At 54.5% G+C, this 19950-nt stretch carries 23 protein-coding genes and 1 tRNA gene; 11 read left to right on the forward strand and 13 right to left on the reverse strand.

What is annotated here, in order from left to right; translation table 11 throughout:
* Positions 1-138: 138 nt before the first annotated feature.
* The 6 genes from NJU76_RS16475 (at position 139) to NJU76_RS16500 (ending at position 6823) form a co-directional block, all read left to right on the forward strand.
* A complete protein-coding gene (locus tag NJU76_RS16475) occupies positions 139-549 on the forward strand; it encodes a hypothetical protein (RefSeq protein ID WP_254530440.1) in 411 nt (136 codons plus the stop codon).
* Positions 550-627: 78 nt separating this feature from the next.
* Positions 628-1323 carry a hypothetical protein gene (locus NJU76_RS16480; RefSeq protein ID WP_254530441.1) on the forward strand — a complete coding sequence of 232 codons (696 nt, stop codon included), beginning with the start codon at positions 628-630 and terminating at the stop codon, positions 1321-1323.
* Positions 1324-1520: 197 nt separating this feature from the next.
* Entirely contained in the window at positions 1521-2000 is a 480-nt protein-coding gene (locus tag NJU76_RS16485) for a hypothetical protein (RefSeq protein ID WP_254530442.1), read from the forward strand.
* Positions 2001-2208: 208 nt separating this feature from the next.
* Positions 2209-2934 (forward strand): hypothetical protein, encoded by a 726-nt coding sequence (locus NJU76_RS16490; RefSeq protein ID WP_254530443.1) that lies wholly within the window; start codon positions 2209-2211, stop codon positions 2932-2934.
* Positions 2935-2999: 65 nt separating this feature from the next.
* Positions 3000-3701, forward strand: coding sequence for a hypothetical protein (locus NJU76_RS16495; protein ID WP_254530444.1), 702 nt, complete (start codon positions 3000-3002; stop codon positions 3699-3701).
* Positions 3702-3889: 188 nt separating this feature from the next.
* Positions 3890-6823 (forward strand): type I restriction-modification system subunit M, encoded by a 2934-nt coding sequence (locus tag NJU76_RS16500; protein ID WP_254530445.1) that lies wholly within the window; start codon positions 3890-3892, stop codon positions 6821-6823.
* Positions 6824-7124: 301 nt separating this feature from the next.
* Here the strand turns inward: NJU76_RS16500 and NJU76_RS16505 are convergent, their stop codons facing one another.
* The gene (locus NJU76_RS16505; protein WP_254530446.1) at positions 7125-7319 is read right to left on the reverse strand and encodes a hypothetical protein; all 195 of its coding nucleotides are present in this window, start codon (positions 7317-7319) and stop codon (positions 7125-7127) included.
* A gap of 131 nt (positions 7320-7450) precedes the next feature.
* On the opposite strand from NJU76_RS16505, the gene NJU76_RS16510 reads away from it, so the two are divergent.
* Together NJU76_RS16510 and NJU76_RS16515 are read left to right on the forward strand one after the other, a co-directional pair.
* Positions 7451-7930, forward strand: coding sequence for a DUF8112 family protein (locus NJU76_RS16510; RefSeq protein ID WP_254530447.1), 480 nt, complete (start codon positions 7451-7453; stop codon positions 7928-7930).
* 196 nt (positions 7931-8126) lie between these two features.
* A complete protein-coding gene (locus NJU76_RS16515; protein WP_254530448.1) occupies positions 8127-8333 on the forward strand; it encodes a hypothetical protein in 207 nt (68 codons plus the stop codon).
* Positions 8334-8425: 92 nt separating this feature from the next.
* On the opposite strand, the gene NJU76_RS16520 is transcribed toward NJU76_RS16515, so the two are convergent.
* The 11 genes from NJU76_RS16520 to NJU76_RS16570 form a co-directional block, all read right to left on the reverse strand.
* Complete coding sequence (locus NJU76_RS16520) at positions 8426-8932, reverse strand: hypothetical protein (RefSeq protein ID WP_254530449.1); 507 nt, start codon at positions 8930-8932, stop codon at positions 8426-8428.
* 201 nt (positions 8933-9133) lie between these two features.
* Entirely contained in the window at positions 9134-9271 is a 138-nt protein-coding gene (locus tag NJU76_RS16525; RefSeq protein WP_254530450.1) for a hypothetical protein, read from the reverse strand.
* A gap of 248 nt (positions 9272-9519) precedes the next feature.
* Positions 9520-9762, reverse strand: coding sequence for a HalOD1 output domain-containing protein (locus NJU76_RS16530; protein WP_254530451.1), 243 nt, complete (start codon positions 9760-9762; stop codon positions 9520-9522).
* A 65-nt stretch (positions 9763-9827) separates the two neighbouring features.
* On the reverse strand, positions 9828-10169 hold the full coding sequence (locus NJU76_RS16535; RefSeq protein WP_254530452.1) for a DUF7344 domain-containing protein: 342 nt from the start codon (positions 10167-10169) through the stop codon (positions 9828-9830).
* A 124-nt stretch (positions 10170-10293) separates the two neighbouring features.
* Complete coding sequence (locus tag NJU76_RS16540) at positions 10294-10818, reverse strand: Lrp/AsnC family transcriptional regulator (RefSeq protein WP_254530453.1); 525 nt, start codon at positions 10816-10818, stop codon at positions 10294-10296.
* A 331-nt stretch (positions 10819-11149) separates the two neighbouring features.
* Positions 11150-11272 (reverse strand): hypothetical protein, encoded by a 123-nt coding sequence (locus NJU76_RS26600; protein WP_256566098.1) that lies wholly within the window; start codon positions 11270-11272, stop codon positions 11150-11152.
* 1036 nt (positions 11273-12308) lie between these two features.
* The gene (locus tag NJU76_RS16550) at positions 12309-12560 is read right to left on the reverse strand and encodes a hypothetical protein (RefSeq protein ID WP_254530455.1); all 252 of its coding nucleotides are present in this window, start codon (positions 12558-12560) and stop codon (positions 12309-12311) included.
* Between the two features lie 464 nt (positions 12561-13024).
* Positions 13025-13621: a hypothetical protein gene (locus tag NJU76_RS16555; RefSeq protein WP_254530456.1), complete on the reverse strand. Its 597-nt coding sequence runs from the start codon at positions 13619-13621 to the stop codon at positions 13025-13027.
* Between the two features lie 195 nt (positions 13622-13816).
* Positions 13817-14059 carry a hypothetical protein gene (locus NJU76_RS16560; RefSeq protein WP_254530457.1) on the reverse strand — a complete coding sequence of 81 codons (243 nt, stop codon included), beginning with the start codon at positions 14057-14059 and terminating at the stop codon, positions 13817-13819.
* Positions 14056-16599: a helix-turn-helix domain-containing protein gene (locus tag NJU76_RS16565; RefSeq protein ID WP_254530458.1), complete on the reverse strand. Its 2544-nt coding sequence runs from the start codon at positions 16597-16599 to the stop codon at positions 14056-14058. The genes NJU76_RS16560 and NJU76_RS16565 overlap by 4 nt, the downstream gene beginning before the upstream one ends.
* A 79-nt stretch (positions 16600-16678) precedes the next feature.
* Positions 16679-16829: transfer RNA gene (locus tag NJU76_RS16570), tRNA-Met, on the reverse strand.
* A gap of 102 nt (positions 16830-16931) precedes the next feature.
* Between NJU76_RS16570 and NJU76_RS16575 the strand changes: the two genes are divergently transcribed.
* On the forward strand, positions 16932-17993 hold the full coding sequence (locus NJU76_RS16575) for a DUF7115 domain-containing protein (RefSeq protein WP_254530459.1): 1062 nt from the start codon (positions 16932-16934) through the stop codon (positions 17991-17993).
* Here NJU76_RS16575 and NJU76_RS16580 read toward each other — a convergent pair.
* A complete protein-coding gene (locus NJU76_RS16580) occupies positions 17990-18454 on the reverse strand; it encodes a DUF5830 family protein (RefSeq protein WP_254530460.1) in 465 nt (154 codons plus the stop codon). The two genes, NJU76_RS16575 and NJU76_RS16580, sit on opposite strands and share 4 nt — an antisense overlap.
* Positions 18455-18648: 194 nt before the next feature.
* On the opposite strand from NJU76_RS16580, the gene NJU76_RS16585 reads away from it, so the two are divergent.
* Complete coding sequence (locus NJU76_RS16585) at positions 18649-19629, forward strand: transcription initiation factor IIB (protein WP_254530461.1); 981 nt, start codon at positions 18649-18651, stop codon at positions 19627-19629.
* A complete protein-coding gene (locus NJU76_RS16590; protein WP_254530462.1) occupies positions 19630-19893 on the forward strand; it encodes a MarR family transcriptional regulator in 264 nt (87 codons plus the stop codon).
* Positions 19894-19950 lie beyond the last annotated feature (57 nt).

The following is a 19950-nucleotide window of genomic DNA, read 5'->3' on the forward strand; positions in this document are numbered from 1 at the left end:
ACCCTTCGACTTGTGAGTATCTTCTTCGGGCGACAAGGACTTGCTGTCGTTTTTGAGCGTAGAATCGACTATCTTGGTGGTAGTAGCTACCCGGCTGAACCGAATGGGGTCCTCCCGCTGTGGACTGTCGAGACCGATGTGTCGGGAGTCGTTGCAACGACAGACGAGCGACGGATTGGCGAGGACTACGTGATCGATGGCTCCCTCGAGGCCAGAGGGAGAGTCAGTGCGTCGGAACTGCTCCAGGCTCGAGATCCCGATGGAAATTACGGGAATCTCAATCTGCTGAACAGTCGGAATTTCAACGGCCTGCTCGCTCATTATCTCACGACGACGTCGCCTCATCTTCCGACGGTCATTCGGAATGCAGCGACGACAACGGCGATCTTCTACAATGGTCACGTTTCGATCCCGAATGGCGACCTCGATGTCGAGGGTGTCCTGACGAGTAGCGAACGGGAGGTTGTGACTGTCGATAGTGCCTGGGATGGTGATTCGATGACGATTCAGACCGAGAGTGGCGACAAAATCGAATTCATCGCGGAGTGATCGATTGTGCCTGCGCTATTGAATGGGATTGAGGTTGAGCGGATTCCGATTGGGGCGGTTGAGATCGGCGAGGTCCGGGTGAACGACAGGCTTGTCTGGAAATCCGATATCATCGTCGACAACTTCGAACGACCTGATCTTGGCGACTACTACTGGTTCAATGATCCAAATCAGACAGAGCTGCCTCGCACGTCCGAGAGGGCGAGCTATGAGAAGGCGTACGGACTCGTCCATCCATACGGACATCCGAACGACACCGTCTCCCTTTCAGCGGATAACCCGGGGTATGATGCGACTCTACAGTCGGAAACACTCGAGCACTACCCGGGTCCGGATCGGATCCTCGAGTTTTATCTGAAGCCGGTTCAGTTTAGTGATCCAGCGCTGGCCCGCTTTAGCTTCAATCTCGAGGAGTACGGTCATCGGTCCTGTTTGCGGCTTCTGATCGACTATACGGGCTACTGGCGACTCGAGTCGATCGATTCGAAAGGTGACTGGAGCTACTACGGTGACGAACCCCAGGAGGATGTCTTTCAGCTGGACGTCGGTGACTGGCATCGGGTCGTGATCGACCAGACCAACTGGCCCGATGTTTCAGCCCACATCTGGAACGCCGAGACGGGAGAGCATACGTCGAGTCTCGAAACCAGTGGCGGTAGTGGAGTCTGGGATAACGATGGTTTCGGCCTGTGGGTCAACGATCATGCTGAGGTTCAACTGGACTATCTCCATTTGATCAAATCAGACGACTACATCGTCGGGACCGATATGTAATTTCGATCATAGATATCTGTAGGACACTCATGAAACGCATTTCACTACTTGAAGCGGTAAGTATAGGCGAAGTCGTTATGGAACCGACAATCGACCTATATAGATGTGATCCAATAGAGCGTAGCGTGCGTCTACACGCATAACAAACACCATTATATTTAAAAAATTATTACAAAAGAAAACGCGTACTAAATGATGTGATTCCATTCACTATCATTGCTGGCCTCTTTGGGAGCCTTCTCGTAATTACGCCCACCTTCAATTCGTTTGAACGAAGGATAACCAAGACATCGTTAATTGATTCATTAGAACATGGTCGGATGAAGTTACTACACTTCGAAAATCTTCACCCAACTGATGAGAGTTTCGAACCGATATTGGATATTATTAGAAAGAACTCTCAACAGCCAATTCAGAACAATCCTATCATAATCGAATCACTAGTCTTTGGTGTGTTCGGAGGTGGAGGAGGGCAAGTCTATTTCATCTCACAAGAAGATGCAAAACTGGACAACTGGCACGAAAATGGAAACCCTATCCAAGTCGAATCAATTCTGATAATAAACGAATGGATTGAATCAGAACTCAACACACTCAAGAATCACCGGCCACAACTCGTTCGAGGTACCGGGTTTGCGCTACTAATCGTCTCCTACCTGTACCAACTGGCCGTCTAAACTACACTTAGCCTCTATTTCTATCGATCCAATTCTTCAAAGATGAGAAAGGGATTAGTGATTGGTTCGAACCTTCTATTCAGCAAATCGTTTAGGATATCATTTTGACTTGATAGCCCATCTTCGTCGATTACGGTCACCGTTGAAAAATCGAGTAGACGAAGTCGAGTAGCGATACGATCCGAGACACCCACACATTCACTCACGTATGACGAGTATCATCGATGCAATTCGACTGGCGAGCCGAGAGTTTCTCCAAATAGACAACCTCGAGAAGCGAGTAAGCGACCTCGAGGACATCGATTACAGTCACGGCGAGACAGTGGTCGCGAGCGATCACGGTTACGACGGCGACGGTGAGGGTGGTGATATCGGGGAATTCATCCTCAAGCACCTGGACGAGACGCTCATCCTCGACAGCGCTGTGTACTCACTGCAGTCTGAGATCGATATCGAACCCAGTGATGCCGACCTCGTCATCAGGACGACGTCGTCAGATCGGGTTCGTCTCCGTATCGATCACGACGACATCGATACCGTATTTCGGGTTGGGAACTGGGGTGACGGTATCTCAACCTGCGTTCTCGAGAACCTTGAGATCGATCTGAACGGCCACGACGCGGGGATCGGTCGCTTTTTCGTCGATGACTATCTGGATGTCTCCGACGTTAGATTGCGAGGGCGGCGGGATCGACATCACCAGCAGGGGGACAAGTTCAGCTACCTTTCGTGTATCACCTCTGAGGACGGGATCGGGGTTCATCGACGAGTGTGTCTCCCGGACGGCGACACCTGGACTGGCGACGACGAAAACGGTCATGCGATGGGATCGCTGCGGATCCACCGCACGTCGGAACGCAGTTCTGGGTCAACTGCCACGTGGCCGAACACTGGGATAACGGGTTCTACATCAGGAATTCACCGGAGGGAGTGAATGTGCTTCTCTCGCCTCGAGCAGAGAACTGCGGTCGATGTAATATTCGGCTCGGTGCTCGTGACGTGGCGATCGAGCCGACGTCCATCTGGGATCTCGAGCCCGATCACGAGCACTATCCCGAGGGTGTTGGTGATGGACAGAGAGCGTTCGGAACACTCCTCGCGAGTGACGGTGACGGAGCAATGTTCATCGGTGGGAAGGCGATTTCTCGAACGGGGAGGAATGATCTGGTTCGGACGTGGGGTGACGCTGGTCGCTTTTCGATGATCGGCACGGAAATCGTCAACGAAACTGATCAGTGGTCGATTCGCGCCAGTGTGGGGGAGGATGGTGATGATAACGCGATCGCTCGGATTCAGGATTGTACGATTCGGGAGGATTGTGATACGGCGATTCGCGGTGCTGCGGTCTGTTCCTGGCGCGATCATCTGATCCTCGAGGGGGTGAGTTACGTGAACGAAGGAAAGACGCAGTCGCGTGCGTTTCTCGAGGCTGCCGATGGGTGTTCGGTGACGGTTCGCGATAGCTTTCTCGAGTCCGGGTGTGACTCGGTGGTTCGGCTACGGGAGAGTCCGGATCGGGTTGTCCTCGATCACTGCGAGATCCACGGTGGTGTTGATCTTGGAGAGGGTGAGTCAGTGGAAGTGCTCCAGCTGACTCACTGCGATGCTCGGGAGGTTGGGGAACTGTGGACTGGTGCCGGTGGGGAGGATGATGTGGAGTATTTGGATGTGGGCTCGAGTCCGGGTCTCGTTGGTGATTGAGTCTTTAGACCGATCCACGACGACGCTTTCCGTGCCGTGGTAGCGGCTATAGGCATCATTTCGACGATTTACTCGGTCACTCGGTCGACAGTGGAGTAGGGCATGTCGGCGGGCTGGGGGTGTCTTTGTCCCGTTGCAGATGAAACATGTGCGAAACAACTTAAGCATGGCCTGAACAGATGAGAAGTATGAGTGAAGCGGATATCCACTTTGAATTCTATCGACATCTGGCGAATGCCATTGCGGATGACCCCCACCGGAACGGCCTCACATTCGGAGACGTCCGACCGGAATACGGGGAGAACATCAACGGGTTCGCCGATATAGTTTTATTCGAATCGAGCGGCAGTCCAGCGATGGTCATCGAAGCGAAGGCACCGAATGGGAGTGGTCGTTCTCGGAAGGACATCGATCCATACGCTCCGAAAGTCATCCGGCAAGCCTTCAATTATGCAGGGAACATTGGGGCTCCTTACTTCGCAACGTTCAACGGCGACCGTCTTGTCGTGTTCGACGCATACGAAGAAGGCGTGCCACTTCTCCAGCGGTCGACCAAATCGTACGAAATCGGCAGCCTCGATAAATTCGCCGACACGTTCCTCAACGAAATCGCTCGTATCCGCGCTGGCGATGCGCAATGGGACGCAGACGACGACGCGTTCGTTGAGAGGATGAAATCGCTTCACGAGAAGATTTCACCCAAACTAGAGTTGGAGCTGAAACAGCATCTTGACGACGACGAGGATTTTCAGATACGATTTGAACGTTGGACTGACACACAGGGGATTGATTACACAGATGCGGATGAGGACGAGCGTGCAGAGGTTCGGGCGGAATTTGCCGATCAAGCTGCCTACTTGCTGATCAACAAGATTTTGTTCTACAAAATTCTTGAATCCAGTCCGACCTACGCTGACGAGATCAAATCGATGGCCGTCAGCCAGTTCCGCGTCAAGGAGGATCTTGAGGAGTATTTCAAGCACGTCGTCACGGAGATCAACTTTGAGGCGATCTTCGATCACGACGAGATTTACAGTGAAATCCCCCTTGGTGAGGTTTCCAATCGCATACGCGACTTCGTGATTGAACTGGACGATCAAAACCTCACCCAGTTCGACTCGGACGTCATCGGCCGCATCTACGAAGGAGTAATCCCTGCCGATCGTAGGCACGAAATGGGCGAATATTACACTCCTCCCGCAATCTGCGACCTGATCACACGCCTTTGCATTGATGACGGGGACGACGAGGTGATGGACCCGGCGTGTGGAAGCGGTGGATTCCTTGTGAGCACTTATAATCGAAAGAGAGATCTGTTGCCTGAACAGGGATCCGGACATGAACAAATTCTAAGTCACATTCACGGAGTCGATATTAACCGTTTTCCTGCCCACTTGAGTGCGATTAACCTCTCCATCCAAGACCTCACCTCGCACACAGAAACAGTGAACGTCGAGGTAAGCGACTTCTTTAATATCAATCCCGACACCCTCCGGTTCGGACGCGTCAAAGCCGGTGCTGGCGGAAGCGAGTGGGAGAGCGGCGACGTTGAAGACGCCATCGGGGGGATGGACGCCGTCGTCGGCAATCCTCCATACATCCGCTACCAGAACATCGGCGACAAGGAGAACGTCCGAAGCCACCTCGACGGACTTGACGCTGATTATTTATCAGGTTTCTCTGACATTTATAGCTACTTCATCACGCACTCGACAGAGTTCTTGAAGGAAGGCGGAAAACTCGGGTTTATCACCAGCGACCGGTGGTTGAGCAGCCAGTACGGCGAAGACTTGCAACAATTCCTCTTAGACAACTTCAAAATCCACGCCGTGATCCGATTCGCTTCGCAGACGTTCGACGACGCTCTGATCGGTGCGACTGTCCTCATCATCGAAAAGTGTGAGGAGGAGTGGGAAAGGGATGACAATCGGGTGAAGTTCTTGAAAATCAAAGAGCAGATGGACTTGGACGACATCGCCGAGGAGGTTGAGCAAGAGTTTGAGAGTGACAAACTCATAATATCTGATGAGTATCGATTGCTCGCAACTAGCCAAGTAGCCCTCAGAGAGAACCCGAAGTGGAGTCTGTACTACAACGCGCCACCCGCCTACTTCGAACTGCTCCACGGAGAGGGAATCTGCGAGTTGCAGGACGTAGCCGACCTCCATCTCGGAAAGAAGGTGGGCGGAAACAATTACTTCTACCAACGAACGGAGGAGTGGGGGGAACTCGGCCTTGACGACTACGTGTCCCCGGCGATCAAGGCAAGCGGGCAAATTCAGAAGATACGGTTCGACGACGAAGCAGCAACCGAGTGGGGGGTGCTAGACGTGCGCGACTTGGTCGAAGAGGCACTTGATGACGGCCACGAGTTCGGTGACACGAAATTACAGCACGTGAAAGAGTGGCTAGAGCGAAAGGGCCACGATACCCTATTGGAGTACGTAGAAAAGGGTGAAGAGGAGGGGCATCAACACCACGACCGGTGCAAGCGACGAGATGTGTGGTTCGACATTGAGGACATCCGGAAGTACAGGCCCCCGGTGGTGATGGCAGAATTCCTGTGGACGCAGCATCGGGTGGTCTGGAACGAGGCCGATGCGTTTGCAGACTACCAATTCCACTGCATCAAGCCCGATGACGAGATCGGTGATAAACTATTGGCGGGGGTCTTAAACTCGAAGTTGGCGTGGATGACGCGGGAACTTGAGGGCCGCGAGGCGAGTGGGCAGAGTATGACTCGCTCTCGGATGGCGCGTTATGAGGCCGAACAGATGTCAATCGTGGATCCGCGCAAGGTCACTGATAAAGAGGCGGAGCAAATCGTCGAAGCATTTGAGGAGTTGATGACGGCGGAGGACGAAGCAGAAGAACCGGACGAATCGGAGGCCGTCGAGGAAGCACGAGATGAGTTAGACGAAGCAGTTCTCGCTGTTATTGGCGCAGAGGACAGGTTGGACGAAGTGATGCAGGCGGTTGAGGCATTGGTCGCGAATCGTCGTGAGGGGGCCGGTGAGGAGACCGAGGTGCTGGTTGACAGGACAGAGGAGAAAGAGATCATCGAACTAGAAGGTGTGGTTGAGGCGAGGGAGAGTACTCGCCTAACCGACTTCACCGAGTAACTTTACTTAGCCCCGCCCGGACTGCTTGATTTCGTTCATCATATCGAGCACCCAATGATCCACTCATATGGGGGTCGAAGAGTACAACAGCCGAAGCTGAGTTCTTCGAGAAAGTCCCGTGGTTAGAACGGTGTCAATCTGGGCAGATCACTCGCCAATGTTGGTTTAGCTCTGAAACGACTGTTTGCGGCCGATTAGGGACAATACTATTTACTTTCATCCGGAGAAAACACACTCGTTTCGACCGTGGATGAACGGCATTTATTGAGCATTCCTGTTCAACTATCCAGTGAGTGCCCTCTCAACTTGACTCTGAATCTCCAATCTCGAATTTGTCGACAGCCTCTCTGGGAACGATATCCTGCTCAACGAATCGATCGGCAGCCAACTGCCACGCCCATTGCGATAACTCTAGATCCACAGCTTCGTAGTGAACGGAGAACTCAGTCAGTGCGACGGCAATCAAGAGGTCCTCCTGTCGATCAGTGAGATGCATCGCCGCTGTTGGCCGCGGCTTGGTATTTGAATTATCGTCCCAGAGAAACGCCGACAGGGGTGGGAGGCGCCGGCGTTGAGTTTCCCGATAGGTGGTGTGTCAATCGGGGTGATCTGAGATCGGGTGACAATGTGGCTATTGACTTCACGTTGGAACGATCCGAACGAGTTGGCACCGTAATCGACGTTGGCGGAATCCACGACGGAGGCGTCTTCCCGCAGCAGGAGGCCTTGGTTCGTCGGGCTGTCGATGACGTCCTCGAGTCACCGAACGACCAGCCACAACTGACGGCGACCGAAACCCACCATCACTGTCTCCTCGAGCAGCAGTTCGATGGAGCGCGTATCGCGGCAGGCGAAACCATCCCTTGCCGTGACTGTGGTGACCATCTCCACGAAGGGCGTCCGATAAGCGCTCGAGCCTGCCGGTACTCCGACGAGCCAGTCTACACGATCGCAGCGATCTACTGTGCTGACTGTGCTCCGACAGATCTGACGGAGACGGCACCAGGACGAGTTGACGTCCTCCTCGAGGCTGACCTGGGACTCGCGATGGCCGGGCAGACACACTGGACGATCCTCGTCGATCCGACAGTCGTGGCCACCGCCTGAACACCACTCCTCCGCATAGTCTCCCCGAACGGTGCTCCCTTCACGAACGGCCAGTCATCAGCGGCCACGACGTCGCCGGTCGCCTTGCGCTCGAGACGGACACCCCATCCGTCGCGATAGCGACAGTGCTGTGCCCTCTGGTCAACCACCGAGTTCCGTTCTGGCGAACGATACCCCCACATCTTCGATTTCCACGATGACATCCAACAGTCCCGACAACGACGCATCGATTCACAAGCGACTCGCACAGCTTGAAGCCCGTGTCAACGATCTCGAGAGCGAGAACGACACCCTTCAAGAGACAGTATCCGAACAGTGCGTTCCGACCAAGCTGGCCGATCTCGAGACTCGAGGCGAACCGGTCGAACTCTCGTGTGGACAATGTAGGGGCGACGATCGTTGACGACCAGCTATTGAGATCGGCCAACTGTCCTAACAAACGGTGATGGAACTGGCCAGACAGATACTGCGGGAAGGGCAGGTAAGTTGTCAAACTTAGAGAACAGTGATAACAGATAGAGTCGCCCAGATTACTGCTAATGTCATCGTTATATAGTGACTCTTTTCCTGCCCTTTTAGCCGAATTCCTTGTTTAAGGGTCTCTGCATTTAGTGTTCTTTTTGGACTCCAAGGGTCCCATTGGAGTATCTCTGGGTCTCCCTCTTTGACTTTCGCAAATAGAACCCCATTAGGGCCAATTCCGTTTTTTATTCCAAATCCGATGACTTCTCCTAAATCTCTTGGCCGACCTTTTGCCAAGCAGATTTGTTCAGGTTCCCCCTCAATACCAAATATGAAATCTGCTCCACTTGCGACTTCTTTGAATCCTTCTTCACCTTCAATCACATATCCGAGATGAACAGCGTCGCTTGTTTGATCGAAGTATGCCCGCCAAGTAGTGAGTTTTTCAAGGCCTTCTGAAGCATTCCTAACAAATAATTTCGGATAGACGATTGGAGATAAAATAACGCCAAAGGAAGTAAGCACGGTCCCTATTTTCATCAATTCACTAATTGGAAAGCCACTGAAAATACAACACATGTCGAATAAAATGTCATACAGGGATTCCTAAAAGATATTTCGATAATCCCGCCGCCCTTCCCGCCTAGTCCATCCGGTTAGCGTAATCACTGTGCTTGGTCTATTCTCCCTTGGCCCCACTGGCAGAGCGGGGCCAAGTACCGGTCAACGATCACTGAGACACTATAGGAGTACTAACTCTCTTTCCTCAGCTAATTCTTCAATCTCTCTCTTGAATTCATGGAATTCGTCAAGCTCATCTGCATTTTGGGGAGCGGCGAGTACGATCTCACAAGTTATGGAACATTTGGCGCTGACCATGGATATTAGTATTCGATATCACCACATAAACCCGTATCCACGAAACCGCGGACACTCAGTGGAGCTACCAGTATCATTTAGGAGTACTCTCTTTGGCCCATTGGTAGAGCGGGGCCAAGTACCGGCCAACGATCACTGGCATTCCCAGACTTTGAGCTAAGAGAGTTCATCTCGAGTTGTCGACCCACCGGACGGCAGATCTCATGATCCCGGGGCGACTGCGGTGGCGAGTGCGAACCAGCCGTTGTTCACGCGTCGTCGCTGTCGTCGACTTCAAGGCGTCCGTCGCCGGACACCGTTATCTTGTACCCGTAATACGGGAATACGAGGTGACCCCGGCCAGCGGTGAATATCGAGTCGAGTGCCTCTGGTTCGATGACTTCGTAGAGGGGAGGAAGGTTGGTCGGAGCGACGCCCTCACGTTCTGCAACGGTTTCGATAACGCGTGTGCTGAGCGACTCCACTACTGTGTCTGACTTCTCAATCGTCATCTGTTCCCATCCCTACTGCTCGCTTCCAGAATCAGTGTCTTAGTGGTTGCGCCTCTTACTCACGGTCACTCGTCCGTGAATTCAGTCACATGGCTGTCAAGCACCTCTAAGAGTGGTCGAATGTGGTCGAACGCAGGCCCCTTCTCGACCTCGTGTGTATTCTTGTCCCAGCGGATGAACCCATACGCTTCTAATTTCGGGAGGTGCTTGTGGTGCATGGCAGTCTGAAGATGGTCACGGTCCGCTCTGGTGTGGCTCTCCTTCACTGCTCCTTCCGCGTGGACTCGATCGGATTGCGGATTGTGATCGAGGAGTGCAACAAGTACCCGTCGTCGGTGATGGCTCGCCAATGCGTCGAACGCGTCATCCAGCATCGACGCGCTCCGTCGTTCCCTTCCCTCAGTCATGGTACAAATCCACATACCGGTTATTTCGGCAAGAGTGTTGCGCATAACACAACCTACTGGTTGCAAATTCCGCAGCTCAATTTGGATATCGCACGGAATATCCCACCCGTGATCCGTCGAACCACTATTCGGACGGGGACCTCTTAAAGTGGCTCCAGGGTTGAACGTAGTGGTTGGTGATGATTTCCGAGCTGTGGATCGTGATGCCGTACTCGTTCAACGCTCTGGTCGTGCGCGTGAGATCCTTAGTGGTCGTGGCGACGGCCTGAACGTAGAGGTTGCGCTCGCCGGTGACCATCTCGATCACGTCGATGACGCCGTCCACTGCTAATATCTCCCGTGCGATGGTCGAACGGGAGTCGGGATCTGCCGTACACACAAACAGGAGTGTGAGCGGAAAGCCAGCGCGTTCGTAGTTGATCTGGGGGGCGTAGCCCTCTATCACGCTCGTGTCTTCCAACTTGTCGATTCGGTTGCGAACGGTGCTTGCGGAAACTGCCACCTCGTCTGCGATTTCCTGGATCGTGATGTTGCGCGCGTCCCGCTGAAGCGAGTACAGCACTTCCCGGTCTACCTCGTCTAACGTGACCTCTGCATCAGTCTCCGCGTCATCGTCTGCCTGTCTCTCAGGTGTGGAATCGTCGTCCATAGTGTGATTACTGATGCCACGGGGAAGAATATCTATCCCCGCGAAGATCCCCTGTGACTGCCCTCGAGATCGCGGCATCGACACACTCGAGGACGGTGGGTCGCGATCGTCTCATCGTCGACGGCACCAGTTCGTCGTTAACCACAGTAAAGAATTGTATTACTACTACCAAATCACAATGGAGCAAAACTCAAGTTAGAGGAACGGGTAACCACATCGTCCTTGTGTTACAGTGAGTGTCAATCCTGTGGCTTTGTTCTCCATGCACTGAGTATGACTGACCCCACACCGAGAAATTGGGATTCTTGCCCTGACTGTGGCAGTACTAATTTCAGCCTTCCCGAGACATGAGGAGGGCGACGGTCGTCGACGACCAGTTACCAGAGGCGACGATCGCCGCGAGCATCTGCGGGGATGCGATTTCGGTGCGAACTACTCTCCTGTTGATAGCCATGAATAATAAGTCTTCGTTACTTTTCAATATTCCATATTGTTATAAACATTCAAGTCCCCTGAAATTGTAGCCAGGATTGTTCACGTCAAACGTGAACTCTGGCCTCTGTAGATGGCTGGTTGTGATAGGAGTGCCCCCCCCACCCACTCATCCACCCACCCACCCGCTTTGTGGCTTCATAACACCTCGTGGTCCCACAAGGCGAGATAACGGAAATTATCTCGAACCGTAGGTCGGTCCGTGGGACCACGAATTGAGAATGGATTCTCGAGTAGTCCCACATATCGAGATTAGATCGGACGGAGTTCTGATTGAGATTTCAAACGCGAGAACCCCCCTTTCGGTCCCTCCTACCCCTGGGGTTCGACCGGTAAGGTTGCCTTCCGTTCGTCGAACGGTCGTCCCTATCGGTTCGGTTCCGTCACTCGAGCCGCCCCATCAGTTCGGTCACCGGTTCGGTCGGATCGGTTCGAACTCGTCGGTCGACCGTCGATCGTGAGTGTCGGTCGGTCCGTCTCTCGAGTTCGCCACGGAATGAAGAACATCCTCGGAAGTGCCTCCCCGAGATAGATGATTCGCTTAAAAAGGTGTTGTATAAACAGAAGTAGTGCTGACACTGATACCCCTCTAACTCAGATATGAAAAAAAAATGCCCGACGGGGAGAGCGAACGGACAATGGCCGAATGTCTCGCATGTGGTTCTGTCTATGCGTCTAAGGAATGGCCTGACGGGACAATTCAACCGATCGGGACGAGAAACGGTTGCTCGTGTGGATCAACTGAGTTTCAGGCCGTTGAAGATATAGACACTACCGAGCACTATGAAGACGAAATGGGTTTTTGATAGCACTCTTTGGAGGTGCTGAGGAGCCTGCCGGCCAGACATCAGCCGAACCAGATAGGAACCAGGACTCAAGCGAAAATCCTACTCGCCGTCGCGCGCGGAATGTACAGTGCGCTCACCCCAAAATCGAATATGGTGATTTTCGTCAGGCTACGGGTCGAAAGGAGAGTTCGGCGTGAGATCGATACAGAATTACTGTCTAAGCTTACGGCTGGCTTCTTCGTTTGTGCTATCTTTGGGTTTGGTGGATACCTCTATACTTGTGGAGTAGATTCGCTTATTGTCTTCAACAGTGACTGAGAACGTGAATACGCCTTTCTCTGCCTTTTCCATTTTTCTTCCTAACTCGCTCTTATGAAGGATGAACGGAATGATCCCAAACAATTCATCGTCTCGACCTCTGACGATTTGTCCCTGATAATCAACCCGCTGTTCGAAATCCACACGAGTATGACCCCCTGATTTGGCATAATGCTCCCATGCAATCTTGTGAACACAATCTTCTGGGTCGATAACAGTACGACCAAACTCACCCGATAATACTACCTCATCCAGCGTGACTTGACTAATTACTCCATCCCTCCATCCGCTGTTTGATGCCCGAATAAGGATTCTACGGGTCCTGGTCGGTATATGGTTGGTTCGGCTATAACGCCATTCAGTGTCGTCAATTGTGACGAATCTGGATAGAGAGATATGAGATTTCGACCCCCAGACATACCTGTAAACCAAAGGAATCCCTGCGCCAACCAACGTAGCGGTAGCCCCAAGAAGAGCTCCAGTAGAGAATGGACCAACTGGCATTCGTTGTGCATAACAAGTGACGTATAATCACAGTTTTGAGTCGGGCTTGAAACCCGCCCGATCCGCTCGAACACGCGGGTATACGTGATTTTCGAAAACGAACACTATTTGACGACCTTCCAGCCGCCGCTCTCGTCGTCATCGTCGTCGTTTTCGTCGCTCTCGTCGCTAGAGTCCTTGGTTACGACCGTGTAGTATTCGTTCGAGAGCGGGCCGTTCGGCGAATCATCCGATTGATCGTCGAAGATACCTAGTTTCTCGAGTTTGCTCATCACTTGTCGATCCATCCGATTCACCGCCTGATTGTGTGGCTGTTCGTCCTCTACCTGGTAGAGTTCACCGTCTGCTCCTCGTTTGTGAGTCTTGGTTACGATCCCATCACGGATTTGAATCCCTCTCGCCTTCCAGATAGAGAACTCACACACCACGGTCTCGAGCAGTTTGTCGGCTTTTCCGCTACAGTGTTCGAAGGGAGCATCCTCAAGATAGGAGTCGTACTTGTTTTTGACCCATTCGAAGGCTTCGGGTTCGTTCTCTTTGAGGTACGGAAGGACGTTATCGGGATCGGCGTGAAGGTGGTGGGTTGCGGCGTTCTGGTTTTTCGCGGGCGGGGACCCTCCAGGATTGCCGACAGCGTGACCGTTCCCGACCATCCATTCATGCTCGAATTCGTCGGTGTCGGTATCGTTCTCGTCAGTCATGGTTGATATGGACGCATACGGACACATACTCCGACCAACTGATTGAAACTGCTCGAAGTGCTGAAGGTGTCCATACTATGGCTAGTATTTCTGCCACAATAAGAATGAATGTTAGATTAGGTGAAGTTCATTAAATAAAGAACGGGAATCGAAGGGGCCTACGTTTGTCTTAGATCGGTGTGGTCGACAACGTCGTCACTCACCCAACCCGGCCCATTCGGAGAGTTTTGTTTGACCTGGGACTACCGGTCGCTGTGGTTCATCGTCTTCGCTGTCGTCACTGTCCGCCAGCAGAGAGACGTTTTCTGTCGTCTCTCGCCCGTGGGTTTCTGGTTCGGTGGCATAGATGACGTCTTCGGGGTCGTCTAACTCCGGACGCTCCGTTATCGGAGTGTAGGTCATATCCAGCGGATCGCCACTGTAGGTGCGTTTGCTCATGCTGTCGTCTTCGTTGGTTCAGTAATCGCGGTCTGTTCGATCGCTGGTTCAACCGAGATAGTCGTCTCGCTATCCGGGCATTCAGTGCCGGTGAGTCTCGCTGCTAGCCGAACCCACGGCTTGAGGTCAGAATTGTCGACCAATACCCACGGGTCAGGCGGCCAGAACAGTACACCGCCGACCGGGTCCTCCGGATCGCCGTATCTCTCCGGTGGTAGAATGGCCGTGAGTAGCGCGTCAACGGCTTCGGTGAACGTACTCCCCACAAGTTCCGGTGTAACAGGATTCCGGCGTTCCTCTGTGGTTCGGAAGGATAGGTTCAACCGCCACGCTCCACGTTCGATTGAGACGATACCAAGCGCCTCGAGAGCGTCCCTGTTGTTACGGATGGATTGAGTAGAGACATCAGCCCTATCCGCTAGTTCGACTTGTGAGAGCGGTTCAGTAGCCTGTAGCAGTGCATGGACTACCTTTCCGACAGTCGGCGTTTGTCCTGGTAAGATTCTCTCTTCTCCAAGTGTGGATAGAGCATATCGAATCTCGTCCGGTCGAACGTCGCGAACACCGTCCTCTGTCTTGAGTTGGTTCAAGGCCCGTGCGACATCATACGGTGAACCAGTGAGTCCGTGAACCAGAGAGACAGCTTCTCGAGTTGGCCGGAAGTTCTTGGCTTTGAGCATCCAAGTCGTCGTTACGGCGAACTCTCGACGATCGGCTTCGCGAACAGTGACCGGGATCGTGAACTCCGGCTGTTCGTCCAAGAACTCGCCCAGATTCGATAGGGCCGACTCAAGTAGCGGTTTGAGTCGGTGAACGTCTTTGCCCCGGATAACGAAACTCCCGATGAGAGAACCAACAGGGTCTGCTGCGTCCACTTCAGGAGAGAGTAGCGGTTTCCCCGCGTCCGTCTCGAAGATATGGCGATACGGAGCGAACACACCGTATTTCGACTGGATAATAGTTGACCGTGCAATTGACTCAGATAGATTCTCGAGTTTCTGTAGATCACGACCACTGGGTACCCGTACTTCCCGAATCACGTCAATGTCAGCGGCGTCTAACAGGTGAACAATCGAACCAGCAAGGCCCTGACACTGTTTCATTACCTCCGAAGCGAGATCCTTCTTATTGTCGCCCGTAGCGTGGTGGTACTCTGTCGTCAGGCCCTCGAGTTCGTCGCCCCACTTGGCAAGGACTGAACGGAGTTCGTCGCGATCGTCCAAGGCACGGTCAGAAAGACCACCGATGTTCCGACCTTCTCGAAGGATCATAGCAGGCTCATCGATACTCTCGAGCCAGTTATCCGGGAGTTCGTCGTTCAAAAACCACGGTGTTGCTAACGCCGTTGCAACACTCACCAGGTAGGGCAGTCCCTCTCCAGCACGTACACTTACGGTGGCTATGTTGCGGTCCTCGTCGTAACTCACCGGCTTAGTTCTCCGTTCTTTCTCCGTCTGGTCTAGTTCCACCGGCTCTTTCACTATGCATATGTCCGTATTTTGGCCGGTCGCAACAGTCGCTTCTTTGTTCGGGCGGCTTTGAACCGTAGTTTGGTGAAACCGGCCGTCTCCGTCCTTTTCCGTCCCGGTTTCGGTGTTACACGTTATCTGTGAGTACTGTTTTGGGGTATCGCTAACGCACTCAGATAGGGTACTCTGTCGGGATACTTCGGACAAATATTCACGACCTGCCTCGAGCAGTTCGACCTTCCGATCATTCTGTGGTCCGAACGTATCCACTAAGCCGAGTTCGACAAGTCGGCTCACACACTGTCGAACGCGGGATTCATCCACCTGAAACGCCGAATACAGCGAGTGATTCGATAGCGTCTCTGTAGCCTCGTCAGATAGCTGGCGAAGAATCACGGCTTCTCGTCCATCGGGATTGAGTTCACCAAGCGCCTCGTCTACTAGCTCCGAAAGCGGGCCGCGAGAGCGGGGAGTAATGCACTCGGCACTAACAGGGAGGTCCGTTCGGTGAGTCTCGATCAACCACCGTTGGCTCAGGCCACTTCCCATAAGATGGACGTTGCACCCACGGGAGAGTTCGGCGACTATCTCGCATATCTCCCTCCGTTGGTCGGCCCGTTGTTCTCGAAACTCCGACTTCAATACGAACGCCACGGTCGGGACTACCCGATCGGGCTGGTTCTCAAGTGCAAGAGCGAACAGTCGGGCCATACGCACGGTGTCGTCAATCCGAGAGTGTCCTGTTCCTAATTTTTCCGTCTCACGGAGGAATGACCACAGTGCCGATTTGTTGCCTTTTGCAACGCCAAGGACAAGCGACCGGATTGAACCGTGTAGTGTGTCTATCTCGGCGACTTCGCCACCAGAGAACAGTCCCTCAAGGGCAGTCGCGAACTCGAGATAGGTTCGCCCCCGACCAGCGTCCAAGGCACTGCGCACGAGTTCGGTCTGGAACGACTCGGAACTTACGAGATTTGTCCATATCTCGGTCGGTGAACGACCATCAAGATCAACCGTAGCCGCCGCTCCGATCGGTGGTTGTTCGGACAGGGTCAACCCGGCAGAAGTCACGCCGGACACCCCCGGTGACCAATAGTACCAGAGCCACCGCTCTGACCCTCATAATTGGGCACCGGAAAGAATGGTTTTATGCCCGGGGAGGGCTCCGAACCCTCGATCTCCGCATGTCCCAGGTTCGAGGCTCGGCAGTCCTCGAGGGACACGGAGGCTTCCAAGGCGAAACCGCACCGAATCTCTGAACCCTATGAGTGCGGCGCTATGTCCAGCTAAGCCACCCGGGCCTGATTACGGATAGTGCGGTCCGTTTCTTTAACCTTCCCATTCGGCATTGCTGTGTAACGTGGACCCACGGATTTATCATAAGGTATTACGAACGCCAGTGCATGAGCGTTCCTGGCATCGTCCACTCTACTCTCGATGGCGAGGAAATCACGACGCGGGTCTCCCTCGGCAGTGACGATGAACTCTTCATTACGCCAACCCGAACCATCGTCTACCGTGCCGACGGTCTTCTGAGCGACGAATCAGCAGATGAATTCCCGCACGACGCCGACCGGTTGACCCTCTCAGAGGGCCGACGAAAAACGAAGTTTACCCTCGAGTACGCACTCGACGGCGATCGGTCGTTCGCGGTTCCGGCGGAGAAAACCGACGACGTCCTCCATCCCGTCCTCGCTGGCGTACTGGACGGCAACGAAATCACCGGCCCCGGCGAGGCGATCGTCAGGACGTATCGATTCAGCGAACTGACGCTGACCATTACGAGCAATCGACTCGTCAAGCAAATTGGCGGTGCGGTCTGGGACGAAGACTACGAGGAGTACCACTTCGACGACGTGACGAAACTCGCCTTCGAGGACGGAAGCGTGGCAATTCAGATCGTCCTCACGGTCAACGAGCGTCCCCAGCGGATCAAGGTGCCAAACGAGGAGGCAAGCGACATCCGTGAACGCCTCCAGCGAGCGCTGTTCGCATATCACGGCGTTAGTTCGCTCGCGGAGTTCAACAGCGTGGTCGGTGACGCCGAGGACGTGGAGACCGGTACCGGCAGGTCGGTCGATTTCGGTGGCGGTGTCGATCCGCTTGGCGGCGGCGGAATGGGCGACGGTCAGATGGCCAACTCGGAACCGTCGAGGGCCACCGAGAACGAATTTGCCCAGTCGTCAGATGCTTCCTCGGCGCCAAACCAGGGAGAAAACGAGGAGGAGTTCGCGGAGACCGCATCGTTCCTCGGGAAGGCGACCGACGTCGATGCATCGATCACGGACGAGACATTCGGCGGTGAACCCGGACCCGAGTCCGTCACGGGAGCGCCGGAAACCGATCCGGAACTCTTAGAGCGCCTCGAGGCGCTCGAAGCCGCAGTCGAGCGCCAGAGCGATATCATCGAGCGACAACAGGGGACGATCGACAAGCTAATCGCGGAACTCCGGCAGGGTCGTTAGTCGTCCCGGCCGGTCACGTTTCGGATACACGAGGAACCGAACGGGCCGAGTTCGCCCGCTTCGAGATCGATGAAGTAGCCAGTGGATAGCCCCGACCCACAGCGCTGACAGGAGAACTCTCCCTCCTTCGTGATGACGTCTCGTTCGAATCGAACGTACTGGCGGCTTTTCGGGCGGACGATACCGTCTTCCCGTTCGATGAGACCCCGGAGCTCGGCTTGATCAAGGATCGTTCGCGTTACCGTCGGGTCAGTCGTGATCGTTTCGATTCGGTCGACAGTGTCGGCGAGCGATATCGTTTCGTGCTCGAGTCTGGCAAGTAGCGCCAGCCCGAGTTCGACGCGGTCGTCATCCGCTTCGAACGATGGCTCGAGCGAATCGACCTCGCTGTCAGGGGCGTCCTCGAACGGGTCTGCGTCGCTGTCGGGTCCGTTCTTACGTCGGTTGCGGTCTCGATCCATCTATCGGTGATCGTGACTCGGAACGAATAAACGTTGTCGCAACCGGTTGCAACGGTCGGTCGTCGGGCATTCAAGAACGAAGCCGACGGTTCTCATCGGATGGGAATCCACCTGTCGTTGATACTGTCGGTGTGTTGAATATCCAGCTAGAACAGGACGCGACCGGGACACGAGATTCCGGCGCCCACCAACCAATGACTCGAACGATCGTCGACACGGCTGAAAAAGGAGCGACCGGAAACCAGACACGAGAGACCGCACCGTCGCTCGAGCGACAGCGGTCGGAGTGTCCGGAGTGTACGGGCCGGATCCAGCACGACGAGGAACACGGCGAACGAACGTGTACCGATTGTGGGCTCGTCCTCGATGCGAACGAAATCGATTACGGGCCTGAATGGCGAACGTTCGATGACGCCACGGGAGACAAACGCCGCGTCGGGGCCCCGATAACACCGTTGAAACACGACAAAGGTCTCAGTACGACGATCGGCTGGCGGGACGAGGACGCGTACGGAAATGCGATTTCGGCGCGAAAACGGTCACAGCTGCGGCGATTGCGGACCTGGAACGAACGGTTCACCTCGAAGAACGCCCAGGAACGAAATCTGAAGCAGGCTCTCGGCGAGATCGAGCGCATGGCATCGGCCCTCGGATTGCCGGACCCGTGTCGCGAGACCGCCGGGGTGATGTATCGCCGCGCCGTCGACGACGGTTTGCTTCCGGGTCGATCGATCGAGGCGATGACGACCGCCTGCCTCTACGCGGCAGCACGGCAACATGGCACCCCGCGGACGCTGGTCGCGTTTGCGTCGGTAAGCCGAGTGGAAAAACTTCCGATCCAACGCGCATATCGGTATCTCTCGACCGAACTCGAGTTGCAGATCGAACCGGCCGATCCCGTCCACTACTTGCCGCAATACGCCTCGGAACTCGAGGTAACCGACGATGCCGAGCACCTCGCTCGTGAAATCCTCGACGCGGCGAAGGCGCGCGATCTCCACAGCGGCCGGAGTCCGGCGGGGTTAGCGGCTGCAGCGATTTACGGCGCGGCTCAACTGACGAACGATCGACTCACCCAGGCGACGGTCGGTGAAGAAACCGGCGTGAGCGCGGTGACGGTACGGAACCGATACCGAGAGTTACTGGCGGCCTACGACGAGGCGTGTGATCGATAGATGTCGCGAAGACAACTCGAGCGGACGATTCTCCGTTCGCTCGCCGATTCGGGTCCGCTCTACGTCGTGGATCTGGCAGCGGCGGTCGACGAACACCCGCTGACGATCGAACAGGCCTGCGAGCGCCTACACGACGCAGCGAACATCCGATTGATCGGCTGTCGCCGGTACGACATCACCGCGACCGGCCACCGACGGCTCAACGATGTAAAACCCATGTCCAGCGGATCGGACGTACAGACGAGAACGGAAGGACGGAGCTAAGGGGTCCTTGAACCCCACCCTGTCCGTTCTCCGGTAAACGCGTTCTGCGTCCGAATC

The sequence above is a fragment of the Natrinema gelatinilyticum genome (assembly GCF_024266705.1).
Taxonomy (GTDB): Archaea; Halobacteriota; Halobacteria; order Halobacteriales; family Natrialbaceae; genus Natrinema; species Natrinema gelatinilyticum.

Excerpts from the sequence above, each read along its gene's own strand:
- NJU76_RS16500 (WP_254530445.1), top strand. The coding sequence starts at position 3,890 with ATGAGTGAAGCGGATATCCACTTTGAATTCTATCGACATCTGGCGAAT.
- NJU76_RS16515 (WP_254530448.1), top strand. The coding sequence starts at position 8,127 with ATGACATCCAACAGTCCCGACAACGACGCATCGATTCACAAGCGACTC.
- NJU76_RS16555 (WP_254530456.1), bottom strand. The coding sequence starts at position 13,621 with ATGACTGACGAGAACGATACCGACACCGACGAATTCGAGCATGAATGG.
- NJU76_RS16490 (WP_254530443.1), top strand. The coding sequence starts at position 2,209 with ATGACGAGTATCATCGATGCAATTCGACTGGCGAGCCGAGAGTTTCTC.
- NJU76_RS16585 (WP_254530461.1), top strand. The coding sequence starts at position 18,649 with ATGACTCGAACGATCGTCGACACGGCTGAAAAAGGAGCGACCGGAAAC.
- NJU76_RS16575 (WP_254530459.1), top strand. The coding sequence starts at position 16,932 with ATGAGCGTTCCTGGCATCGTCCACTCTACTCTCGATGGCGAGGAAATC.
- NJU76_RS16505 (WP_254530446.1), bottom strand. The coding sequence starts at position 7,319 with ATGCATCTCACTGATCGACAGGAGGACCTCTTGATTGCCGTCGCACTG.
- NJU76_RS16535 (WP_254530452.1), bottom strand. The coding sequence starts at position 10,169 with ATGACTGAGGGAAGGGAACGACGGAGCGCGTCGATGCTGGATGACGCG.
- NJU76_RS16580 (WP_254530460.1), bottom strand. The coding sequence starts at position 18,454 with ATGGATCGAGACCGCAACCGACGTAAGAACGGACCCGACAGCGACGCA.
- NJU76_RS16530 (WP_254530451.1), bottom strand. The coding sequence starts at position 9,762 with ATGACGATTGAGAAGTCAGACACAGTAGTGGAGTCGCTCAGCACACGC.
- NJU76_RS16560 (WP_254530457.1), bottom strand. The coding sequence starts at position 14,059 with ATGAGCAAACGCACCTACAGTGGCGATCCGCTGGATATGACCTACACT.
- NJU76_RS16525 (WP_254530450.1), bottom strand. The coding sequence starts at position 9,271 with ATGGTCAGCGCCAAATGTTCCATAACTTGTGAGATCGTACTCGCCGCT.
- NJU76_RS16590 (WP_254530462.1), top strand. The coding sequence starts at position 19,630 with ATGTCGCGAAGACAACTCGAGCGGACGATTCTCCGTTCGCTCGCCGAT.
- NJU76_RS16540 (WP_254530453.1), bottom strand. The coding sequence starts at position 10,818 with ATGGACGACGATTCCACACCTGAGAGACAGGCAGACGATGACGCGGAG.
- NJU76_RS16520 (WP_254530449.1), bottom strand. The coding sequence starts at position 8,932 with ATGAAAATAGGGACCGTGCTTACTTCCTTTGGCGTTATTTTATCTCCA.
- NJU76_RS26600 (WP_256566098.1), bottom strand. The coding sequence starts at position 11,272 with ATGGCTATCAACAGGAGAGTAGTTCGCACCGAAATCGCATCCCCGCAG.